The organism is Buchnera aphidicola (Hyperomyzus lactucae), assembly GCF_005081705.1.
Lineage (GTDB): Bacteria > Pseudomonadota > Gammaproteobacteria > Enterobacterales > Enterobacteriaceae > Buchnera > Buchnera aphidicola_Y.
On the sequence record NZ_CP034876.1, the window covers coordinates 294,254 to 311,883 of the forward strand.

A 17,630-nucleotide genomic window follows, 5' to 3' on the forward strand; every position below is an offset into this window, starting at 1 on the left:
TTGCAAAATAAAATAATTATTTTTCGTAATTTAGGATTAGAACATTGGCTTACAACTGTTCACAAAATGAATAATTTTACAATATTACGTAATCTTTATACACTTGATGAAGTTTGGTTCGTTGAACATTATCCGATTTTTACTCAAGGACAAATAAACAAAGAAAAAAATATAATTTTTCCTAATAACATTTCCTTAGTAAATACTGATAGAGGTGGTCAAATTACATATCATGGACCAGGACAACAAATAGTATATTTTTTAATTAATCTAAAACGTCGTAAAATTAGCATACGTCAAATTATTGATATAATGCAAAAAATAATCATAGAAACATTAGATCATTTTTCTATCAAATCATATACGAAAAAAAAATATCCAGGTGTATATGTACATAAAAAGAAAATATGTTCTTTGGGATTAAGAGTTAAAAAAGGTTCTACTTTACATGGTTTAGCACTAAATGTCAACATGGATCTAACACCGTTTAATTATATTTATCCATGTGGAGATGTAAATATAAAAATGACACAAATAAAAGATTTTAATTTAAGCATTCAATTGATGGATATACAGAAGATTTTAATTCAAAAAATATCTAAGTTTTTGGGAGTAACTATGATTAATGGAAAAGATAAAAAAAATAAATAATTTTTTATTGAAAATATTATGTGTAAAATTTTTTTAGATAACTATTTAAAGTTTATATATAGTGTATATTTTAATATTTATAATTGAGATAATAAATTTTATGAAGAAATATAAAGATATTTTCTTAGAAAATAACATATCAAATAAATTAAATATTATTCCTACTAAAACAATTCACAAGGTTATAAATATATTAAAGAAACCTAATTGGATAAAAGTTAAAATACCTATTAATACATCTCGTATACAACATATCAAAAATGCTTTAAGAAAAAATAAATTACATTCTGTTTGTGAAGAAGCCCATTGTCCAAATTTATCTGAATGTTTTAATAACGGTACTGCAACATTTATGATTCTTGGATCAATATGTACACGAAACTGTCCTTTTTGTGCAGTATCTCATGGAACACCTCATTCTATAAATATAGAAGAACCCAAAAAATTATCTGATACAGTATTTGACATGAAAATTGATTATGTTGTAATTACATCCGTCGTTCGTGATGATTTATACGACGGTGGTGCTCAGCATTTTGTTAATTGCATTCAAGCCATTAGAAAAAAAAATACAGTAAAAATTGAAATATTAGTTCCTGATTTCCGAGGAAGAATAGATTTAATTTTAAGAATTTTTAATCAAGCATTACCTGATGTATTTAATCATAATATAGAAAATATTCCTAGAATGTACAAAACAATTCGTCCTGGAGCTAATTATCAAAGGTCATTGTCTTTATTAGAATTATTTAAAAAAAAATACTCCAACATACCAACTAAATCAGGTTTGATGTTAGGACTAGGTGAAAAAGATTCGGAAATTATTCAAGTAATGAAAGATCTTTATTCGAGTGGCGTTACACTGTTAACAATAGGTCAATATCTTCAACCTAGCATCAGTCATTTACCAGTACAACGATATGTATCACCTTTAGAATTTGAAAGTATCAAACAGGAAGCTTTATCGATTGGATTTAAGAATGCTTTTTGCGGTCCTTTTGTTCGTTCGTCATACCATGCTAATTTTCAATCTGATTTGTCTATTAAAAAATAATATTGACGATTTTTTGAAAATTATTTTTTATTGATGTATATTCTTTATACCAGAGGTTACATAGTGTTAGATCCTAATGTTTTTAAAATACCAAAAATTATTATTGCATTAGATTTTTACAATAAACAATCAGCCATGAAATTAGTCAATCTTCTTAATCCTTCTGTTTATTATTTAAAAATTGGAAAAGAAATGTTTACGATTTTAGGTCGTAAATTTATTAAAGAATTACATCAAATGGGATTTAATATATTTCTTGATTTAAAATTTCATGATATCCCTAATACTGTATTCAATGCTACAAAAGCAGCTGCAGATTTAGGAATTTGGATGCTAAGCGTTCATGCTGCAGGTGGCAAAAAAATGTTAATTTCTGCAAAAAAAGCATTAAAATCTTTTAAAAAAGCTCCTTTATTAATAGCTGTTACAGCACTAACTAGTCTGAAAGAAAAAGAACTTAAAGAAGTTGGGATTAATATTTCATTAACAGATTATATTTTAACTTTATCAAAATTATCTAATGATTGTGGTTTAGATGGAATTGTATGTCCAGGAAGAGAAGCAAAAAAAATAAAATGTTTATTTGGAAATAAATATAAAATTATTACGCCAGGTATTAGAGTTTCTGAAGATTTATTATATGATCAAAATAACGTTATTACTCCTCAAGAAGCAAAAGAATTTAAAATAGATTATATAGTGATAGGACGTTCTATTACCCTGTCTAAAAATCCAATTAAAAAATTAGATTCAATACTAAAATCTATGCAATAAATATATATGAAATAATAAAAGATATTTATCAATATTTTAAAAATATATTTTATCTTAAATCAAGAGGATTTATGCAATTAATAAAAATAGAAAAAGCTATATTACCTACTCCTTGGGGGGAATTTTTTATATTTGGTTTTGAAGAAAAGAAAAATGGTAAAAATCATGTAGCGCTTGTATATGGTAATATAAAAAAAAACACTCCCATTCTTGCAAGAGTACATTCAGAATGTCTTACAGGAGACGCTCTTTTTAGTTTGCGATGTGATTGTGGTAATCAATTAGAAATGGCTATGAAAAAAATTGTTAAAGAAGGAAGCGGTGTGTTAATTTATCATCGTCAAGAAGGAAGGAATATTGGTCTTCTTAATAAAATACGTGCATATGCTTTACAAGATCAAGGATTAGATACTGTACAAGCTAATCAGAAACTTGGATTTTCTGCAGATGAAAGAGATTTTTCATTGTGTGCTGATATATTTAATATATTAAATATTAAAAAAATTCGTTTGTTAACAAATAATCCGTTTAAAGTCCAAATGCTCAGTAATGCTGGAATAAAAATTGTAGAAAGAGTCCCTATTATTACAAAAAAAAACTCCACGAATTCTCATTATTTAAAGACTAAGGCTGAAAAAATGGGCCATTTATTATCTGAATAGAAAAATAAATTATTTTTTTTAATGTAGATTAAATTATATATTGTGCTATACTAAATAATACTAATAATAGTAGGGGTTTTTTTGATTAACCCCCCAAATTCATATTATAATAAAAAATCCTCTAATATTTTATCATCTTTTAAAATCGCATCTTTTATTACTGATGGAGTGCGTCCTTGACCAGTCCACGTTTTAAAATCTCCATTATTGTTAATATATTTATATTTTGCTGGTCTTTTTGGTCTTTTTCGTTTTTGTAAAGATTTAATAGAATTAGTTTTTGTTAATAATTCATTTGGATTTATGCCGTCAGCAATAAGCATTTCTCTGTATCTTTTTAATTTTATAGTTCTATTTTCTATTTCTTCTTGTATTTTTTTTTCTTCTTCTTTTCTTTCATTTACAATAATTTTAAATTTTTCTAATATTTCTTCTAGAATTTCTAAAGAACATTCTCTTGAATGTACACGAAGCGTACGAATATTATTTAGAATTTTTAGTATTTCATTCATCATCATGTTCTCATAGCATCAGTTTAAGGTAAAAGTATTTTACTTAATAATTAAATATCAAAAATGAGAAAATAACAGTCTTATATAAAACTTTTGTATATATTATATAAATTTTAAAAATTTTTTAAAAAATATATAATATAAATTTATTTTTGTATAAAAATTATACAAAATTTTAGATGTGTATAAAATGCATGCAATTATATTGTGAAAAATAAATATATATTTTTTAATAAAAAATATTTTATAAGTATTATACTTATAATAATGGACTTAAAAAATAAAATATTTTTTCAAGCACTCTAGTCCAATACGCACGCATAGACCAAACTTTTTTATCTAATAAATAAGAATCAGAAATATACTGATTGTGTATACACAATAAATTACGTCCGAAATTACTATCATCGATTACTAAAGTAATTTCAAAATTCAACCAAAGACTCCTCATATCTAAATTTACAGTACCAATAAGACTTAATTGTTGATCTACTAATATACTTTTACTATGTAATAATCCTTTTTTAAATTGATAAATATTTACTCCAGCTTCTAATAATTCACTAAAAAATACTCTACTTGCCCATTTTACTAAAATAGAATCGTGATACAAGGGTATAATAATACTAACTTTAACTCCTCTTTGAGCTGCAGTGCAGATGGCGTGTAATAAATCTTCACTGGGTACCAAATAAGGAGTAGTCATAATTAATTCATATCTAGCTGAATAAATAGCAGTCAATAGTGCTTGATGAATCATGTTTTCTGGAAAACCTGGTCCAGATGCAATGACTTGAATACTAGAATTTTGATTTGATTCATTTTTTATCATGTTCTTATTAGGCAATGGAGGTAAAATCTTAAAACCTGTTTCAATTTCCCAATCACAAGAATAAATTATTCCTATTGTTGAAGCTATAGGTCCTTCTATTCTGGTCATTAAATCAATCCATTGACCAACACCAGAAGATTTTTTAAATAAATAAGGATCTACAAGATTCATACTGCCTGAATATGTAATATAATTATCAATCAATACAATTTTTCTATGTTGTCTAACATCTATACGTCTCAAAAAAACTCGTAGTATACTAACTTTTAAAGCTTCTACAATTTGAATACCAGATTCCCTCATAATTTCAACCCAAGGACTTTGAAAAAATTCAACACTTCCCGCAGAATCTAACATTAATCTACAATGTATTCCACGTTTTGCAGAATCAATTAAAGCTATTGCCACATCATCTGCTATTCCTCCTGGTTTCCAAATATAAAATACCATTTCAATATTTTTACGTGCCAAATAAATATCACGTATTAATATTTGCATAGTTTTTTTAGTATTAGTCAATAATTTAAGCTTATTACTTTTAATTCCTGCAATACCTTGTCTATGTTTGCATAATTGGAATAAAGAAGTAGCTACTTCACTATTGTTCATTTGAAAAATATATGTACAGGACCTTAATTCATTCAACCATTTATTAGATATAGACCAAATTCTATTCGCAATTTTTTTTTGTCTTTTCCCTAAATATAACTCACCAAAAAAAAACCAAATAGAAATTCCAATAAGAGGAATAATATAAACTATTAAAAGCCAAGACATAGAAGAGGGTATACTGCGACGTTTGATTAAAACTCTAAAGGTAATACTAGCAATTAACAACCAATAAATTGAAAAAACTAGACATTTGATTAAATTATAAAAAATATCCATCCATTGAAGGTCCTATTTATACTTTTTTTTAAAAAAGCGTCTTTTTATTTAATTAAATATTCTTTTATTTTTAAAAATTAAATTTGTATAATATTTAAAGTAATAGGATAATTAATTAATACTCCAAATTTATTTATTAACATTTAAAAATTAATTTTTATATTTAAAATTAATAGGAAAATCATGATTTTTTTACTTTTATTAACTATTAATGTATTAAATTTAATTAATATGATTTTAATAAATAATTATTTCTATTTTTAATTTTTGTATATTTTTATTTAAATAATACTCATAGGTAATAATTCACGAGGTTTTCCTATTTTATCAATTGCTACATAGATAAATTCTGCTTCTGCAGCACAGTAAAATTGACCTAATGGTTTCGAATAAATTTTTTTAATCCATATTTCCACATTAATTTTAATCGAACTTTTACCAATTTTAATACACTTTGCATAGCAATTAACAATATCACCAACTGATACAGATTTTAGAAAAGTGATTCCATCAACTCGTACTGTTACTACTTTTCCACCCGCAATTTCTTTTGCTAATATTGCTCCGCCCATATCCATTTGAGACATAATCCACCCACCAAATATATCACCATTAGCATTAGTATCTGCAGGCATTGCAAGTGTTTTTAATACTACTGTTCCCTTTGGTAATTTATTTTTTTCTAGCATTGTTAAAATATTCACTCTGTTATTTTAAAAAATTATTTTTCTTTTGATATTTTGTAGTTTATATAAATACCAGTTATTAAAATTAAAAAAAACGTTAAAGATGTAAATCCAAAAACTTTAAAAGTCACCCAAGTTTTTTCTGAAAACCAGAATGCTATATAAATATTTAAAATACTACAAAATAAAAAAAATAAAGACCAAAAAAAATTAATTTTTCGCCAATCTACGTTAGATATACTAATATCTTTTTCTAAAAATCTTTGTATTATTGGTTTTTTTGTTAAAAATTGACTAGTTAATAATACTATAGAAAAAATTATATAAATTATTGTTATTTTCCATTTGATAAATTGACTATCGTGAAAAAATATTGTTAGAGAACCAAAAAAAGCAATTACAAAAAAACTAAATAAATTAATTTTATCTATTTCATTATAGATTACCCAATAAATTATACATAATAATCCTGATGTAATAATTAAAGATCCAGAAGCTATAAAAATATCATAAAATTTGTAAAAAATGAAGAAAATGAGCATTGGTAATATATTCAATATTTGTTTCATAGTATAAACCTAGATAATCTTTAAATTTTCAAGTATTTGAAAATATCATATAAAATCGAAATAAGTATATAATTAAAATAGAATACAATATATTTGTACTGATATTTGATATTAAAAAAACTATGTTTTTATTTGAAAGATAGATACTAGATAATAATGTTATTAGAATAAATTTTCCAAACATCCACAATAAAACGCCTGATGCTATTATTTTTATATTTTTCCAGGAAATATGCATACTGAGACGTATAGAATCTATTAAACTATTTTTTTTAAAATAAAAAATAATAGGTGTTAAAGATAGTATTATTGTTAATACAATACCTGGAATAACTAATAACATAAAACCTAATTGAATAATAAAAGCAATCATAAAATTTAAAATAAACAAGCTTGGTAAAAATAAAAATAAAGAATGTAATACTTTTAGAATTGGTTCTTTTTTATCTTTAGATAGATTAGAAATTAAAGTTATCATACTTCCTAATAATAATGTTTTATTAATTAATAATTCTATTATTTTGAATATAGAATATTTTAATAATTGAGCTTTTTCTTCAAGATTCATATTATGAATTAATTCCAATAATGATTCAGCATTAATAAAATTATTATTCTCTATTATAAATATAATATGCATATCTGGTTTAATAAACATATCTATGAACATACTAATAAATGTTATGAATATAGATATAAAAAAAATAGTTGCTATTTGTTTATGAAAAAAATGACGCGTATCATGACGCAATTCTTTTGCTGTAATTAGCATATGCACGCTCCTTATCAACACTGTGTACAATACGAAGATATACATATTATTTTAGATGAGCATATTTTTTATATATAAAAATTATTAATTATTATTGAGTAGAGATTTTTAGCAATCTAGTAAAATCTTTTATTTTTTTAAACATTATATTTTCTTGAGTAAAATTTTTTTCGATAATATCTATGATTGCTGAACCACATATTATACCTGATAAACCTGATAATATTGCTTTTTTGACTTGTATAGCATTGGAAATTCCAAAACCTTGTAATAAAGGAAGAGAATTATATCGTTTTATTTTTTTGATAAAATCCTTAGATAGTGAAGGAGTTTTATCTTCTATTCCCGTTATTCCAAGACGAGACAATACATAAATATATCCTTGTGCATATAAAGAAATTTTTTTCAAGAATTCATCGTCTGCATCTGGTGGACATATAAAAATAGAGTTAATTTTATATTTGTTTGCAGTTTCATAAAAAATTTTTGATTCTTCAATCGGAACATCAGCTATAAGCACTGAATCTAAACCGCAATTTGCACATTTCCAATAAAAATTATCAATACCCTGATTATATATAAGATTAGCATATATTAAAACACCAATAGGTAATTGTGTATTTTGGGCCCTTAATTTTTTTAATATTTCAAAATATTCTGAAAACGTATTTTTTTTAGATAAAGCACGTAAACTTGCTTTTTGAATAATAGGTCCATCAGCGAGAGGATCCGAAAATGGTATTCCGATTTCTAAAGCATCAGCACCATTTTTAATTAAAATTTCAATTATTTTTATCGATATTTCTAAAGATGGATCTCCTAAAATTACAAAAGGTACAAAACATCCTTCTTTTAATAAAGATAATCTTTTAAACATTTCTGGATATCGATTCATTATATTTTTCCTTTTTTTCTAAAATATTATTAACTGTAAAAATATCTTTATCCCCACGTCCAGAAAGGTTAACAACAAAAAGTTGTTCTTTGTAAGGGTTTTTTTTCATTAATTTCAATGCATACGCTAATGCATGAGAAGATTCCAAAGCAGGAATAATGCCTTCTTTTTTACATAGAATTAAAAATGCATTTATAGCTTCTTCGTCAGTAATAGATACATATTGAGCTCGATTAATACTACTCAACCAAGCATGTTCAGGACCGACAGATGGAAAATCCAATCCCGCTGAAATTGACCAAGACTCTTTAATTTGACCTTCTTTATCTTGCATTAAATAAGACTTCATACCGAAATAAATACCAGTTCTTCCATGTTTTAACGGTGCCCCATGTTTTCCTGTATGTATACCCTGACCAGCGGGTTCTACACCAATTAAATTTACTTTATCATCCATAAAATCTGAGAAAATACCAATTGCATTAGAACCACCACCAATACATGCAATGATGGAATCAGGTAGTCTATTTTCTTTCTCTAATATTTGTTTTTTTGTTTCTGTTCCAATCATTCTTTGAAATTCACGAACCATAGTGGGGTAAGGATGCGGCCCAGCTGCAGTCCCAATCATATAATAAGATGTTTTATAACTTTTAGACCAATCGCGCAAAGCTTCATTGCATGCATCTTTTAAAGTTCCTGAACCATTTTTTACTGATATGACTTTTGCACCCATTAATTGCATACGAAAAACATTTGTAGATTGTCTTTCAATATCTTTGAATCCCATATAAATTCTACATTTTAAATTTAATAATGCACAAGCAATAGCAGTAGCTACACCATGTTGACCAGCACCTGTTTCAGCAATAATTTCCTTTTTTTTCATTCTAAGTGCTAACATAGCTTGTCCTAGAACCTGATTAGTCTTGTGTGCACCACCATGTAGCAAATCTTCCCTCTTAAGATAAATACGTGTTTTTGTACCTTGAGTTAAATTATTACATAAAGTTAATGGAGTAGGTCTTCCTGCATAATTTTTTAATAAATCATAAAATTTCTTTTGAAAACTTATATCTTCTTGCGCGGCAACAAAATTTTTCTCTAATTCAAATAAAGCCGGTATTAATATTTGAGGAACGTACATACCACCAAATTCACCAAAATAAGGATTCAGTAAAGTCATGCGATTCTTTCCTATTAGTTTGTTAACTATAAAAATAGTTTAATAATGTCTTAATCGTTTAAAAATTTCTTTGATTTTTTTATGATCTTTAATGCCAGGAGAGGTTTCTATACCAGAATTAATATCCAATCCTGAACAATTTAATTTAGAAGCCAGAATGCAATTATCTAAATTAATTCCTCCAGCTAATAAGACATTATCTAAAACATGATTATGCAAAATAGACCAATCAAAAGACTTATTACTTCCTCCAGAATTAGAATCGAATACATACATACTTATATTATTCCAATTAAGACTCGGTAATTGAGATTTAATAGAAAAAGCTTTCCAAATTCTAATTTCTTGAGGTAGTATTTTTCTTAATTTATGAATATATTCTTGATTTTCTTGTCCATGCAGCTGTACTGCATATAAAGATAATTCTTCAGCAATATTGACGATAATATTAATTTCTTCATTTTGAAAAACTCCTATAAATCTTAATTTGCTATTTACAATAATATTGTTTGCAATTTTTTTATTAATTTTTCTAGGTGAGCTTTTTACAAAAATAAGTCCACCATAAATAGATCCATATTTTTCAACAATTTTTATATCAGTGTGTCGAGTTAATCCACAAATTTTATTATTACCTATCATGATAGAACGTATACCCATCTCTAAATTTTTTTTAGACATTAAATGAGAACCAATTAAAAAACCATGCACAAACTTACTAAGTTCTCTTACTTGACGATATTTTTGTATACCTGATTCACTTACGATGATAATATTTTTTTTAATTAAAGGTGCTAATATACGAGTACGATTTAAATCGATTGATAAATCGTGTAAATTACGATTATTAATACCAATAATATTAGCTTTTAACTCAAGAGCACGATTTAATTCTGCGATATTATTTACTTCAGTCAATACACTCATATTTAATTTTTTTGCTATTATAGATAGCTCTTTATATTGTATATCATTTAAAACAGATAGCATTAATAAAATAGCATCTGCATTATAATATCTAGCTAAATATACTTGATATGGATCAATAAAAAAATCTTTGCATAAAATAGGCTGAGAGACAGATTCTCGAACTATATTTATAAATTTTAAATTTCCATGAAAATATTTTTCTTCTGTAAGTACTGAAATAGCAGAAGCATATTTTTTATAAATATTAGCAATATTAACCAAATTAAAATCGTTTCTAATAACTCCTAAAGAAGGAGATTTTTTTTTGCATTCTAATATAAAAAAAGGGTTTTTTTCTTTTAAAGAATCATAAAAATTACGTGTATTTTTATTAATTTTATCTTTAAAATTAACTAAAGGTTGTTTTTTTTTTCTAAACGCAATCCAGTCTTTTTTATCGTATATAATTTTTTTCAGTATTGTCTCTTGCATAATTATCTTCTTTTAGCATTTCAGCAACATTTCTTATATGTTTATAAACATCTCCACTGCGAATTTTATCTAATGCCAATTGAGTGTTTTCTTTTAAATTTTCTTTTCCAAATACTTTAAATAATAATGCTACATTGACTGCTATTAATTCTTCATGCAATCTATGACCTTTTCCTTGCATTGTTTGACTAATAATATGATAATTTTCTTCTAATGAACTTTCTGTAAATAATTTTTCGGTATGTATTTTTAGACCAAAATCTTGTGGTCCCAATTCATATGAAATAACTTTTCCATTGAACAACTCAGAAACATATGTTATTCCATTTAATGAAACTTCATCAGTATCATTACCGTGTAAAACGATGCTTCTTTTATATTTTAAATATTTTAAAATTTGTACTGCAGGACCAATTAATTTTTTATTATAAACACCAATTACAGAAAGAGGAGGTAGTGCAGGATTAAGAAAGGGTCCCAATATATTTAAAATCGTTTTAGTTTTTAAAATTTTACGAACATTATTAGAATATTGAAAACCATGATGATATTTAGGAGCAAATAAAAAACAAATATTTAATTCATCTAAAGATTTACGAGATTTTTTTGAAGATGCATATAAATTTATGTTGAATTTTTTCAAAAGATCAGAAGAACCTGATTTACTAGAAATTCCTTGATTACAATGTTTAATAATTTTATAGCCACAAGTTGCAGCAACAAAAGCACTTGCAGTTGAAATGTTAATAGTATTTTTAGAATCTCCACCCGTTCCTACTATATCAGAAAAAACATAGCTAGGTCTTGGAAAGTATTTCATATTTTCTGAAAATGCATATATTGCTCCAATGATTTCTTCTGTTGATTCACCTCGTATTCGCATTGCAATTAATACAGATGCTAATTGTACATCTTTGATTCTTCCAGAAGAAATAGATTTAAATAATTTATAACTTTCTTCTTGACTCAAATATTTTGAGTCGTAAATTTTATTTAAAATTTTTTGCATTTATGACCTTAAGTATTTTAAAAAATATTTATTTATATATAAAATCTTTTTATGTTTATTATTGTTAATATTTTAATAATGATCTAATTAAAAGTAATTTACGTTTAGTAAAATATCTCTTTGTAGTATTTATAAATAACTTTAAAACTAAAAATAATATATAAATATTAATGAAATACATGATATATGTTATATTTTTATTTTTTTTTGGGGTACTTGCAATGAATAAAATAGTAATAATAATATTATTTTCTCTAGTATCAATTACGTGGGGAACTACTTGGATTGCAATGAAAATTGCAATAGAAACTATTCCTCCATTTTTTGCAACTGGAATACGTTTTTTAGCAGCATCCCCCTTATTAATCATTCTTGCTTATTATACAAAAACACCTCTTTTATTTCCATATGGACAAAGATGGTTTCAATTTATTATTTCTATCTTTTATTTTTCTTTACCATTCACATTAATGTTATATGGAGGTAATTATGTTAGTTCTTCTATAGCTTCTATTATATTTTCAAATATGCCTGTGGCTGTATTAACAGTATCATTTTTATATTTAAAACAGAAATTATTTTTTATTCAAAAAATAGGAATATTAATTTCTTTAATTACATTATTAATTGTTTTACTAATAGAATTAGAATCACAATACTTTTATCAGTGGAAGGGAATTTTAGCTTTACTATTTGCCTTATTTAGTCATGCTATGATTTATGCTGAATGTCAAAAAAAATGCTGTAATGTATCAGTTATCACCTTTAATGCTTTGCCTTCATTAGTATCTGGAATATTATTGTCTACTATATCTTGGTTTATAGAACATCCTCATATTAATACATTTTCTAAAAAATCTATTTTTGCTATATTTTATCTTGGAGATTTTTCTGGAATTTTTGGAATTTTATCTTATTTTTATTTACAACAAAAAGTGAGTGCATTTTATGCTTCTACTGTTTTTTTAATTTTTCCAGTTATTGCTGGTTTTTTAGAAAACTATATTTATAAAAATACGATTTTATTTTATGAAATGTGGTTTATTTTTCCTTTAATTATAGGAATATTATTAACTTTAGTTCCAATAAATTATCTAAAGAAAAATAAATAACTTATTATCATTAATATATTTCTAAAAAAATATACAAGGATATAAAAATGACTGAAAAAATACAAAAAATATTATCGCATTTTGGATATGGTTCACGTCGTAATATCGAAAAAATGATTAAATCTGGAAATATATTTATTAATGGAAAAAAAGCACTAATTGGTCAGCGTATAGATAATCAAAATCCTGGAAAAATTACAATTAAAGGAGAAAACATATTTATAAAAAAAAAGGATTTTAAAACTAAAGTACTAATTTATAATAAACCTGAAGGAGAAATTTGTACTAGATATGATGCTAAAAAACGTCCTACTGTATTCGATACATTACCATTTTTAAGTACCAATAGATGGATTAGTATTGGAAGATTAGATCTTAATACTAGAGGATTATTATTATTCACAAACAATGGAGACCTAGCTAATAAACTCATGCATCCTAGAAATAAGATAGAAAGAGAATATTATATTAGAGTTTTTGGAAAAATTAACAAAAATACAATGAATATTTTAAAAAATGGAGTTAAAATTAAAGATGGTTATGCTTCATTTAAAGAAATACAATCTATTAATGATAAAGAATTAGGAAAAAATAAATGGTTTAAAGGAGTTATATGTGAGGGGAGAAATCGCGAAATTCGATCTATGTGGGAAAAGGTTAAATGTCAAGTCAGTCGATTAATTAGAATACGATATGGAAATATTATTTTACCTAAAAACTTAAAATTAGGACATTGGATAGAATTAAATTCTATATTAGTAGATAATTTATATCGTTTAATTTCTATTAAATACTAAAAATTTTATTTATTTTAAAAAAGGTTTATTTTGTGAATGTACTTGTAAATTACGAATTATTCTTAGCAAAAATAATTACTTTAATTATAATGATTGTTTCTGTCATACTACTATTTTCTGCAATAATGAAAAAAAACAAGAGCAAAAAAAGTAAACTAAAATTTACTTTACTTCAAGATAATTATAAAAATATAAAAAATAATATTTTATTATCAACAATGAAAAATTTTGAAAAAAAAATATGGTTAAAAAAAGAGAAAGAAAAAAATAAAGAAAAAAACAAAGAAAAAAACAAAGAAAAAATATTATACGTTTTAGATTTTAAAGGAGACGTTTATGCAAACGAAGTAGCTGGATTACGAGAAGAAATCTCTGCCATACTTTCAGTTGCAAAAAAAAATGATGAAGTATTATTGCGATTAGAAAGTGCTGGAGGTGTGATTCATGGATACGGCTTAGCCGCTTCTCAATTAAATAGATTGCGTCAAAAAGGAATAAAATTAATAGTCTCTGTAGATAAAATTGCAGCCAGTGGAGGCTATATGATGGCTTGTGTTGCAGACTATATCATTTCAGCACCATTTGCAATAATAGGTTCCATTGGTGTAGTAAGTCAAATACCTAATTTTAATAAATTATTAAAAAAATGTCATATAGATATTGAACTTCATACTGCTGGGGATTATAAACGTACTTTAACTATGTTTGGCAATAATACTGAATCAACACGTCAAAAATTTTGTGAAGAACTGAATACAACACATGAACTTTTTAAAAAATTTATTCAAGAAATGAGACCTTCTTTAAATATTGAAAGTGTATCCAATGGAGAACATTGGTTTGGAACAATGGCTTTAGAGAAAAATTTAATAGATGAAATCAGAACTAGTGATGATATCTTAATTTCTAAAATGGAAGATTATACTTTATTACATATCCAATATATTTATACTAAAAAAATATTAGAACGTTTTGTTTCTTCTATATTAGATAATATTAGTAAAATTTTTCTTAAAATATTTTTTTATAAAAATTATTTATAATCTTACAAAAGAAAAATGACATAAATAAATTTTTCAGAATAATTAATTTTATATTTAGTCATTTTATTACTGCAATATAAATTAATATAATTCAATTTAATATTATTGACTGGATAAAAATATGCAAAAATCTCTTGTGATAGTTGAATCTCCAGCAAAAGCAAAAACTATCAATCAATATTTAGGTCAAAAATACATAGTTAAATCCAGCATCGGACATGTGCGAGATTTACTTTGTGGTAAATCTAAAAATAAAGAAAAATCTAAAAAATCTGTTAACAAAATAAAAAAAAATATTTTAAAATCTGATGAAAAAAATATATTAATACAACAAATAGGTATTGATCCTTATCATAATTGGAAAGCTGAATATTATATTTTACCTGGTAAAGAAAAAATAATTTCTGAACTAAAAAAAATTGCAAATGAAGTAGATCGAATATATCTCGCTACAGATTTAGATAGAGAGGGAGAAGCAATTGCCTGGCATTTAAAAGAAGTTATTGGAGGAGATTCTTCTAAATTTAGACGTGTAGTATTCAATGAAATTACAAAACGTTCAATAGAAAAAGCTTTTCAAAATACAGGACACATAAACATGAACCGCGTGCACGCTCAACAAGCACGTCGTTTTATGGATCGAATTGTAGGATATATGATTTCACCTTTGTTATGGCAAAAAATTTCGAGAGGTTTATCTGCAGGACGTGTACAATCAGTAGCTGTTCGAATAATAGCAGAACGTGAAAATATTATAAAAAATTTCATACCAGAAGAATATTGGAAACTAAATGTTTCTCTTTATTCTAAAAACAAAAAAGAAATTACGATGGATGTTACACATAATCATAATAAAATATTTCGTCCAATAAATAGAAAAGAAGTAGATTTCTCAATAGAAAAAATTAAAAAATCATTATGCATTGTTCATAATTATGAAAAACAAATACTGTATAGAAGAGCACCTGCTCCTTTTATCACTTCTACTTTACAACAATCTGCTAGCCTTCGTTTAGGTTTTAGTGTAAAAAAAACAATGTTTTTAGCACAAAAATTATATGAAGAAGGTTATATAACTTATATCAGAACTGATTCTAATTATTTAAGCAAACATGCTATTGAAAGAGTTCGTACATATATAAAAAATTTTTATGGAGAGGATTATTTACCTCAAGAACCTAATATATACTCTAATCGTGAACATTCTCAAGAAGCTCATGAAGCTATTCGTCCATCTGATGTAAGAATAAAAGATATAACTTCAGGAAAGTTAAATGCAGATGCTAAAAAATTATATATGTTGATTTGGAATCAATGTATAGCATCTCAAATGACATCAGTGAAATATCAATCTATAACTATCACAGTATTATCTGATACATTTAAGTTAAAAAAAAATGAAAAAATAGTGCTTTTTAATGGTTGGACTAGCATTTTAAAAGAAGAAAAAAACATCATTACTGAATTTCCTATATTAAATATAGGAAGCGTATTGCGTATAAATAAAATCGTATGTAATCAAAACTTTACTAAACCTACACCACGTTTTAGCGAAGCATCTTTAGTACGTGAATTAGAAAAAAAGGGTATCGGGAGACCTTCTACTTATGCTTCAATTACATCAAAAATACAAGAAAAAGGTTATGCAAAAATTAAAAAAAATAAGTTTTATGCAGAAAAGATGGGGGAAATCCTTACTGTTAGATTAAAAAAAAGCTTTAACAATTTAATTGATTATAATTTTACTGCACGTATGGAACAAAAGCTGGATCAAGTGGCTGAAAATAAAATTGCTTGGAAAAATGTACTAAATTCTTTTTTTAAAGATTTTTCTCAACAACTAGAACAAGCAAAAAAAAGTCCAGAAGAAGGAGGAATGGAACCCAATATTATTGTTCTCACCTCAATTGATTGTCCAGTATGTTCTAAAAAAATGGGAATAAAAACTGCTATTACAGGTGTTTTTCTTAGTTGTTCAGGATATAATTCCGAACCTAAAGCCCGTTGTAAAAAAACTATCAATCTTATCTCATTGCGTGATTTTGATGAAAAAGAAAAAAAAGACAAAAAACATGTATCTTTAGAATTAGTCAATCAATGTCATATATGTAATATGGCAATGGATAGTTATTTTATTCATCAAAATCTTAAATTACATATTTGTGTTAATAATCCTAGTTGTATTGGCTATAAACTAGAAAAAGGAATTTTCAAGAGTCCTACTTATTTATCTAAAATAATTAAATGTGAAAAATGTCATGATAATATGACATTAAAAACAGGTCCATTCGGTAAATTTTTTATATGTATAAATAACACATGCAAAAATACAAGAAAAATCTTATCCAACGGTGAAATATCTGATCCAAAATTAACACCAATCCCTTTTCCAGAATTACTCTGTAAAAAATCTAACGCATGGTTTGTTTTAAGAGAGGGAATATCTGGTATTTTTTTTGCTGCAAATACCTTTCCTAAATCACGTGAAACTAGATCTCCACTTGTTGAAGAACTTGTTCGTTTTAAACATTTATTACCAGAAAAAATAAATCATTTATCCAGTGCCCCTATTATTGATAATAAAGGTAATAAAACTATAGTTTGTTTTAATAAAAAAACTAAAGAACACTATATTGCCTCTAAAAAAGAAGGAAAATTTACAGATTGGTCAGCTATATTTATTAATAAAAAATGGTGTGTTTTTAATAAATAGCATTTTTAAAAATCAAGATAGTATTAGTGTTTTATATGTAAAGTTTAACTGAAAAGTCTATTAATGTGAATAAA

17 protein-coding genes are annotated in these 17,630 nt (G+C 25.2%); 8 read left to right on the top strand and 9 right to left on the bottom strand.

The window, feature by feature from the left end:
- From lipB to ribA, 4 genes are all read left to right on the top strand, one after another.
- Positions 1-651: a lipoyl(octanoyl) transferase LipB gene (lipB, locus tag D9V68_RS01365; RefSeq protein ID WP_158357604.1), complete on the top strand. Its 651-nt coding sequence runs from the start codon at positions 1-3 to the stop codon at positions 649-651.
- Between the two features lie 100 nt (positions 652-751).
- Complete coding sequence (gene lipA / locus D9V68_RS01370) at positions 752-1,705, top strand: lipoyl synthase (protein ID WP_158357606.1); 954 nt, start codon at positions 752-754, stop codon at positions 1,703-1,705.
- Between the two features lie 63 nt (positions 1,706-1,768).
- Positions 1,769-2,479: an orotidine-5'-phosphate decarboxylase gene (gene pyrF, locus D9V68_RS01375; protein ID WP_158357608.1), complete on the top strand. Its 711-nt coding sequence runs from the start codon at positions 1,769-1,771 to the stop codon at positions 2,477-2,479.
- Positions 2,480-2,550: 71 nt separating this feature from the next.
- A complete protein-coding gene (gene ribA, locus D9V68_RS01380; protein WP_158357610.1) occupies positions 2,551-3,141 on the top strand; it encodes a GTP cyclohydrolase II in 591 nt (196 codons plus the stop codon).
- A 104-nt stretch (positions 3,142-3,245) separates the two neighbouring features.
- On the opposite strand, the gene D9V68_RS01385 is transcribed toward ribA, so the two are convergent.
- From D9V68_RS01385 to trpD, 9 genes are all read right to left on the bottom strand, one after another.
- On the bottom strand, positions 3,246-3,653 hold the full coding sequence (locus D9V68_RS01385) for an H-NS family nucleoid-associated regulatory protein (protein ID WP_158357612.1): 408 nt from the start codon (positions 3,651-3,653) through the stop codon (positions 3,246-3,248).
- 259 nt (positions 3,654-3,912) lie between these two features.
- Positions 3,913-5,373: a cardiolipin synthase gene (gene cls / locus D9V68_RS01390; protein ID WP_158357614.1), complete on the bottom strand. Its 1,461-nt coding sequence runs from the start codon at positions 5,371-5,373 to the stop codon at positions 3,913-3,915.
- 281 nt (positions 5,374-5,654) lie between these two features.
- Positions 5,655-6,062, bottom strand: coding sequence for an acyl-CoA thioester hydrolase YciA (yciA, locus tag D9V68_RS01395; RefSeq protein ID WP_158357616.1), 408 nt, complete (start codon positions 6,060-6,062; stop codon positions 5,655-5,657).
- A 32-nt stretch (positions 6,063-6,094) separates the two neighbouring features.
- Positions 6,095-6,628 carry a septation protein A gene (locus D9V68_RS01400; RefSeq protein ID WP_158357618.1) on the bottom strand — a complete coding sequence of 178 codons (534 nt, stop codon included), beginning with the start codon at positions 6,626-6,628 and terminating at the stop codon, positions 6,095-6,097.
- A 28-nt stretch (positions 6,629-6,656) separates the two neighbouring features.
- Complete coding sequence (locus D9V68_RS01405; protein ID WP_158357620.1) at positions 6,657-7,400, bottom strand: YciC family protein; 744 nt, start codon at positions 7,398-7,400, stop codon at positions 6,657-6,659.
- 91 nt (positions 7,401-7,491) lie between these two features.
- Positions 7,492-8,295 carry a tryptophan synthase subunit alpha gene (gene trpA, locus D9V68_RS01410; protein WP_158357622.1) on the bottom strand — a complete coding sequence of 268 codons (804 nt, stop codon included), beginning with the start codon at positions 8,293-8,295 and terminating at the stop codon, positions 7,492-7,494.
- Positions 8,270-9,481, bottom strand: a complete 1,212-nt coding sequence (trpB, locus tag D9V68_RS01415; RefSeq protein ID WP_158357624.1) for a tryptophan synthase subunit beta — start codon at positions 9,479-9,481, stop codon at positions 8,270-8,272. The genes trpA and trpB overlap by 26 nt, the downstream gene beginning before the upstream one ends.
- A gap of 39 nt (positions 9,482-9,520) precedes the next feature.
- Positions 9,521-10,882: a bifunctional indole-3-glycerol-phosphate synthase TrpC/phosphoribosylanthranilate isomerase TrpF gene (gene trpCF, locus D9V68_RS01420; RefSeq protein ID WP_158357626.1), complete on the bottom strand. Its 1,362-nt coding sequence runs from the start codon at positions 10,880-10,882 to the stop codon at positions 9,521-9,523.
- Positions 10,845-11,891 (bottom strand): anthranilate phosphoribosyltransferase, encoded by a 1,047-nt coding sequence (gene trpD, locus D9V68_RS01425; protein WP_158357628.1) that lies wholly within the window; start codon positions 11,889-11,891, stop codon positions 10,845-10,847. Before trpD ends, trpCF begins: the two co-directional genes overlap by 38 nt.
- A gap of 221 nt (positions 11,892-12,112) precedes the next feature.
- Between trpD and D9V68_RS01430 the strand changes: the two genes are divergently transcribed.
- The 4 genes from D9V68_RS01430 (at position 12,113) to topA (ending at position 17,556) form a co-directional block, all read left to right on the top strand.
- Complete coding sequence (locus D9V68_RS01430; RefSeq protein ID WP_158357630.1) at positions 12,113-13,003, top strand: DMT family transporter; 891 nt, start codon at positions 12,113-12,115, stop codon at positions 13,001-13,003.
- A 47-nt stretch (positions 13,004-13,050) separates the two neighbouring features.
- On the top strand, positions 13,051-13,800 hold the full coding sequence (locus D9V68_RS01435) for a pseudouridine synthase (protein WP_158357632.1): 750 nt from the start codon (positions 13,051-13,053) through the stop codon (positions 13,798-13,800).
- 32 nt (positions 13,801-13,832) lie between these two features.
- Positions 13,833-14,843: a protease SohB gene (gene sohB, locus D9V68_RS01440; RefSeq protein WP_158357634.1), complete on the top strand. Its 1,011-nt coding sequence runs from the start codon at positions 13,833-13,835 to the stop codon at positions 14,841-14,843.
- Positions 14,844-14,964: 121 nt separating this feature from the next.
- Positions 14,965-17,556: a type I DNA topoisomerase gene (gene topA / locus D9V68_RS01445; protein ID WP_158357636.1), complete on the top strand. Its 2,592-nt coding sequence runs from the start codon at positions 14,965-14,967 to the stop codon at positions 17,554-17,556.
- Positions 17,557-17,630: the final 74 nt, after the last annotated feature.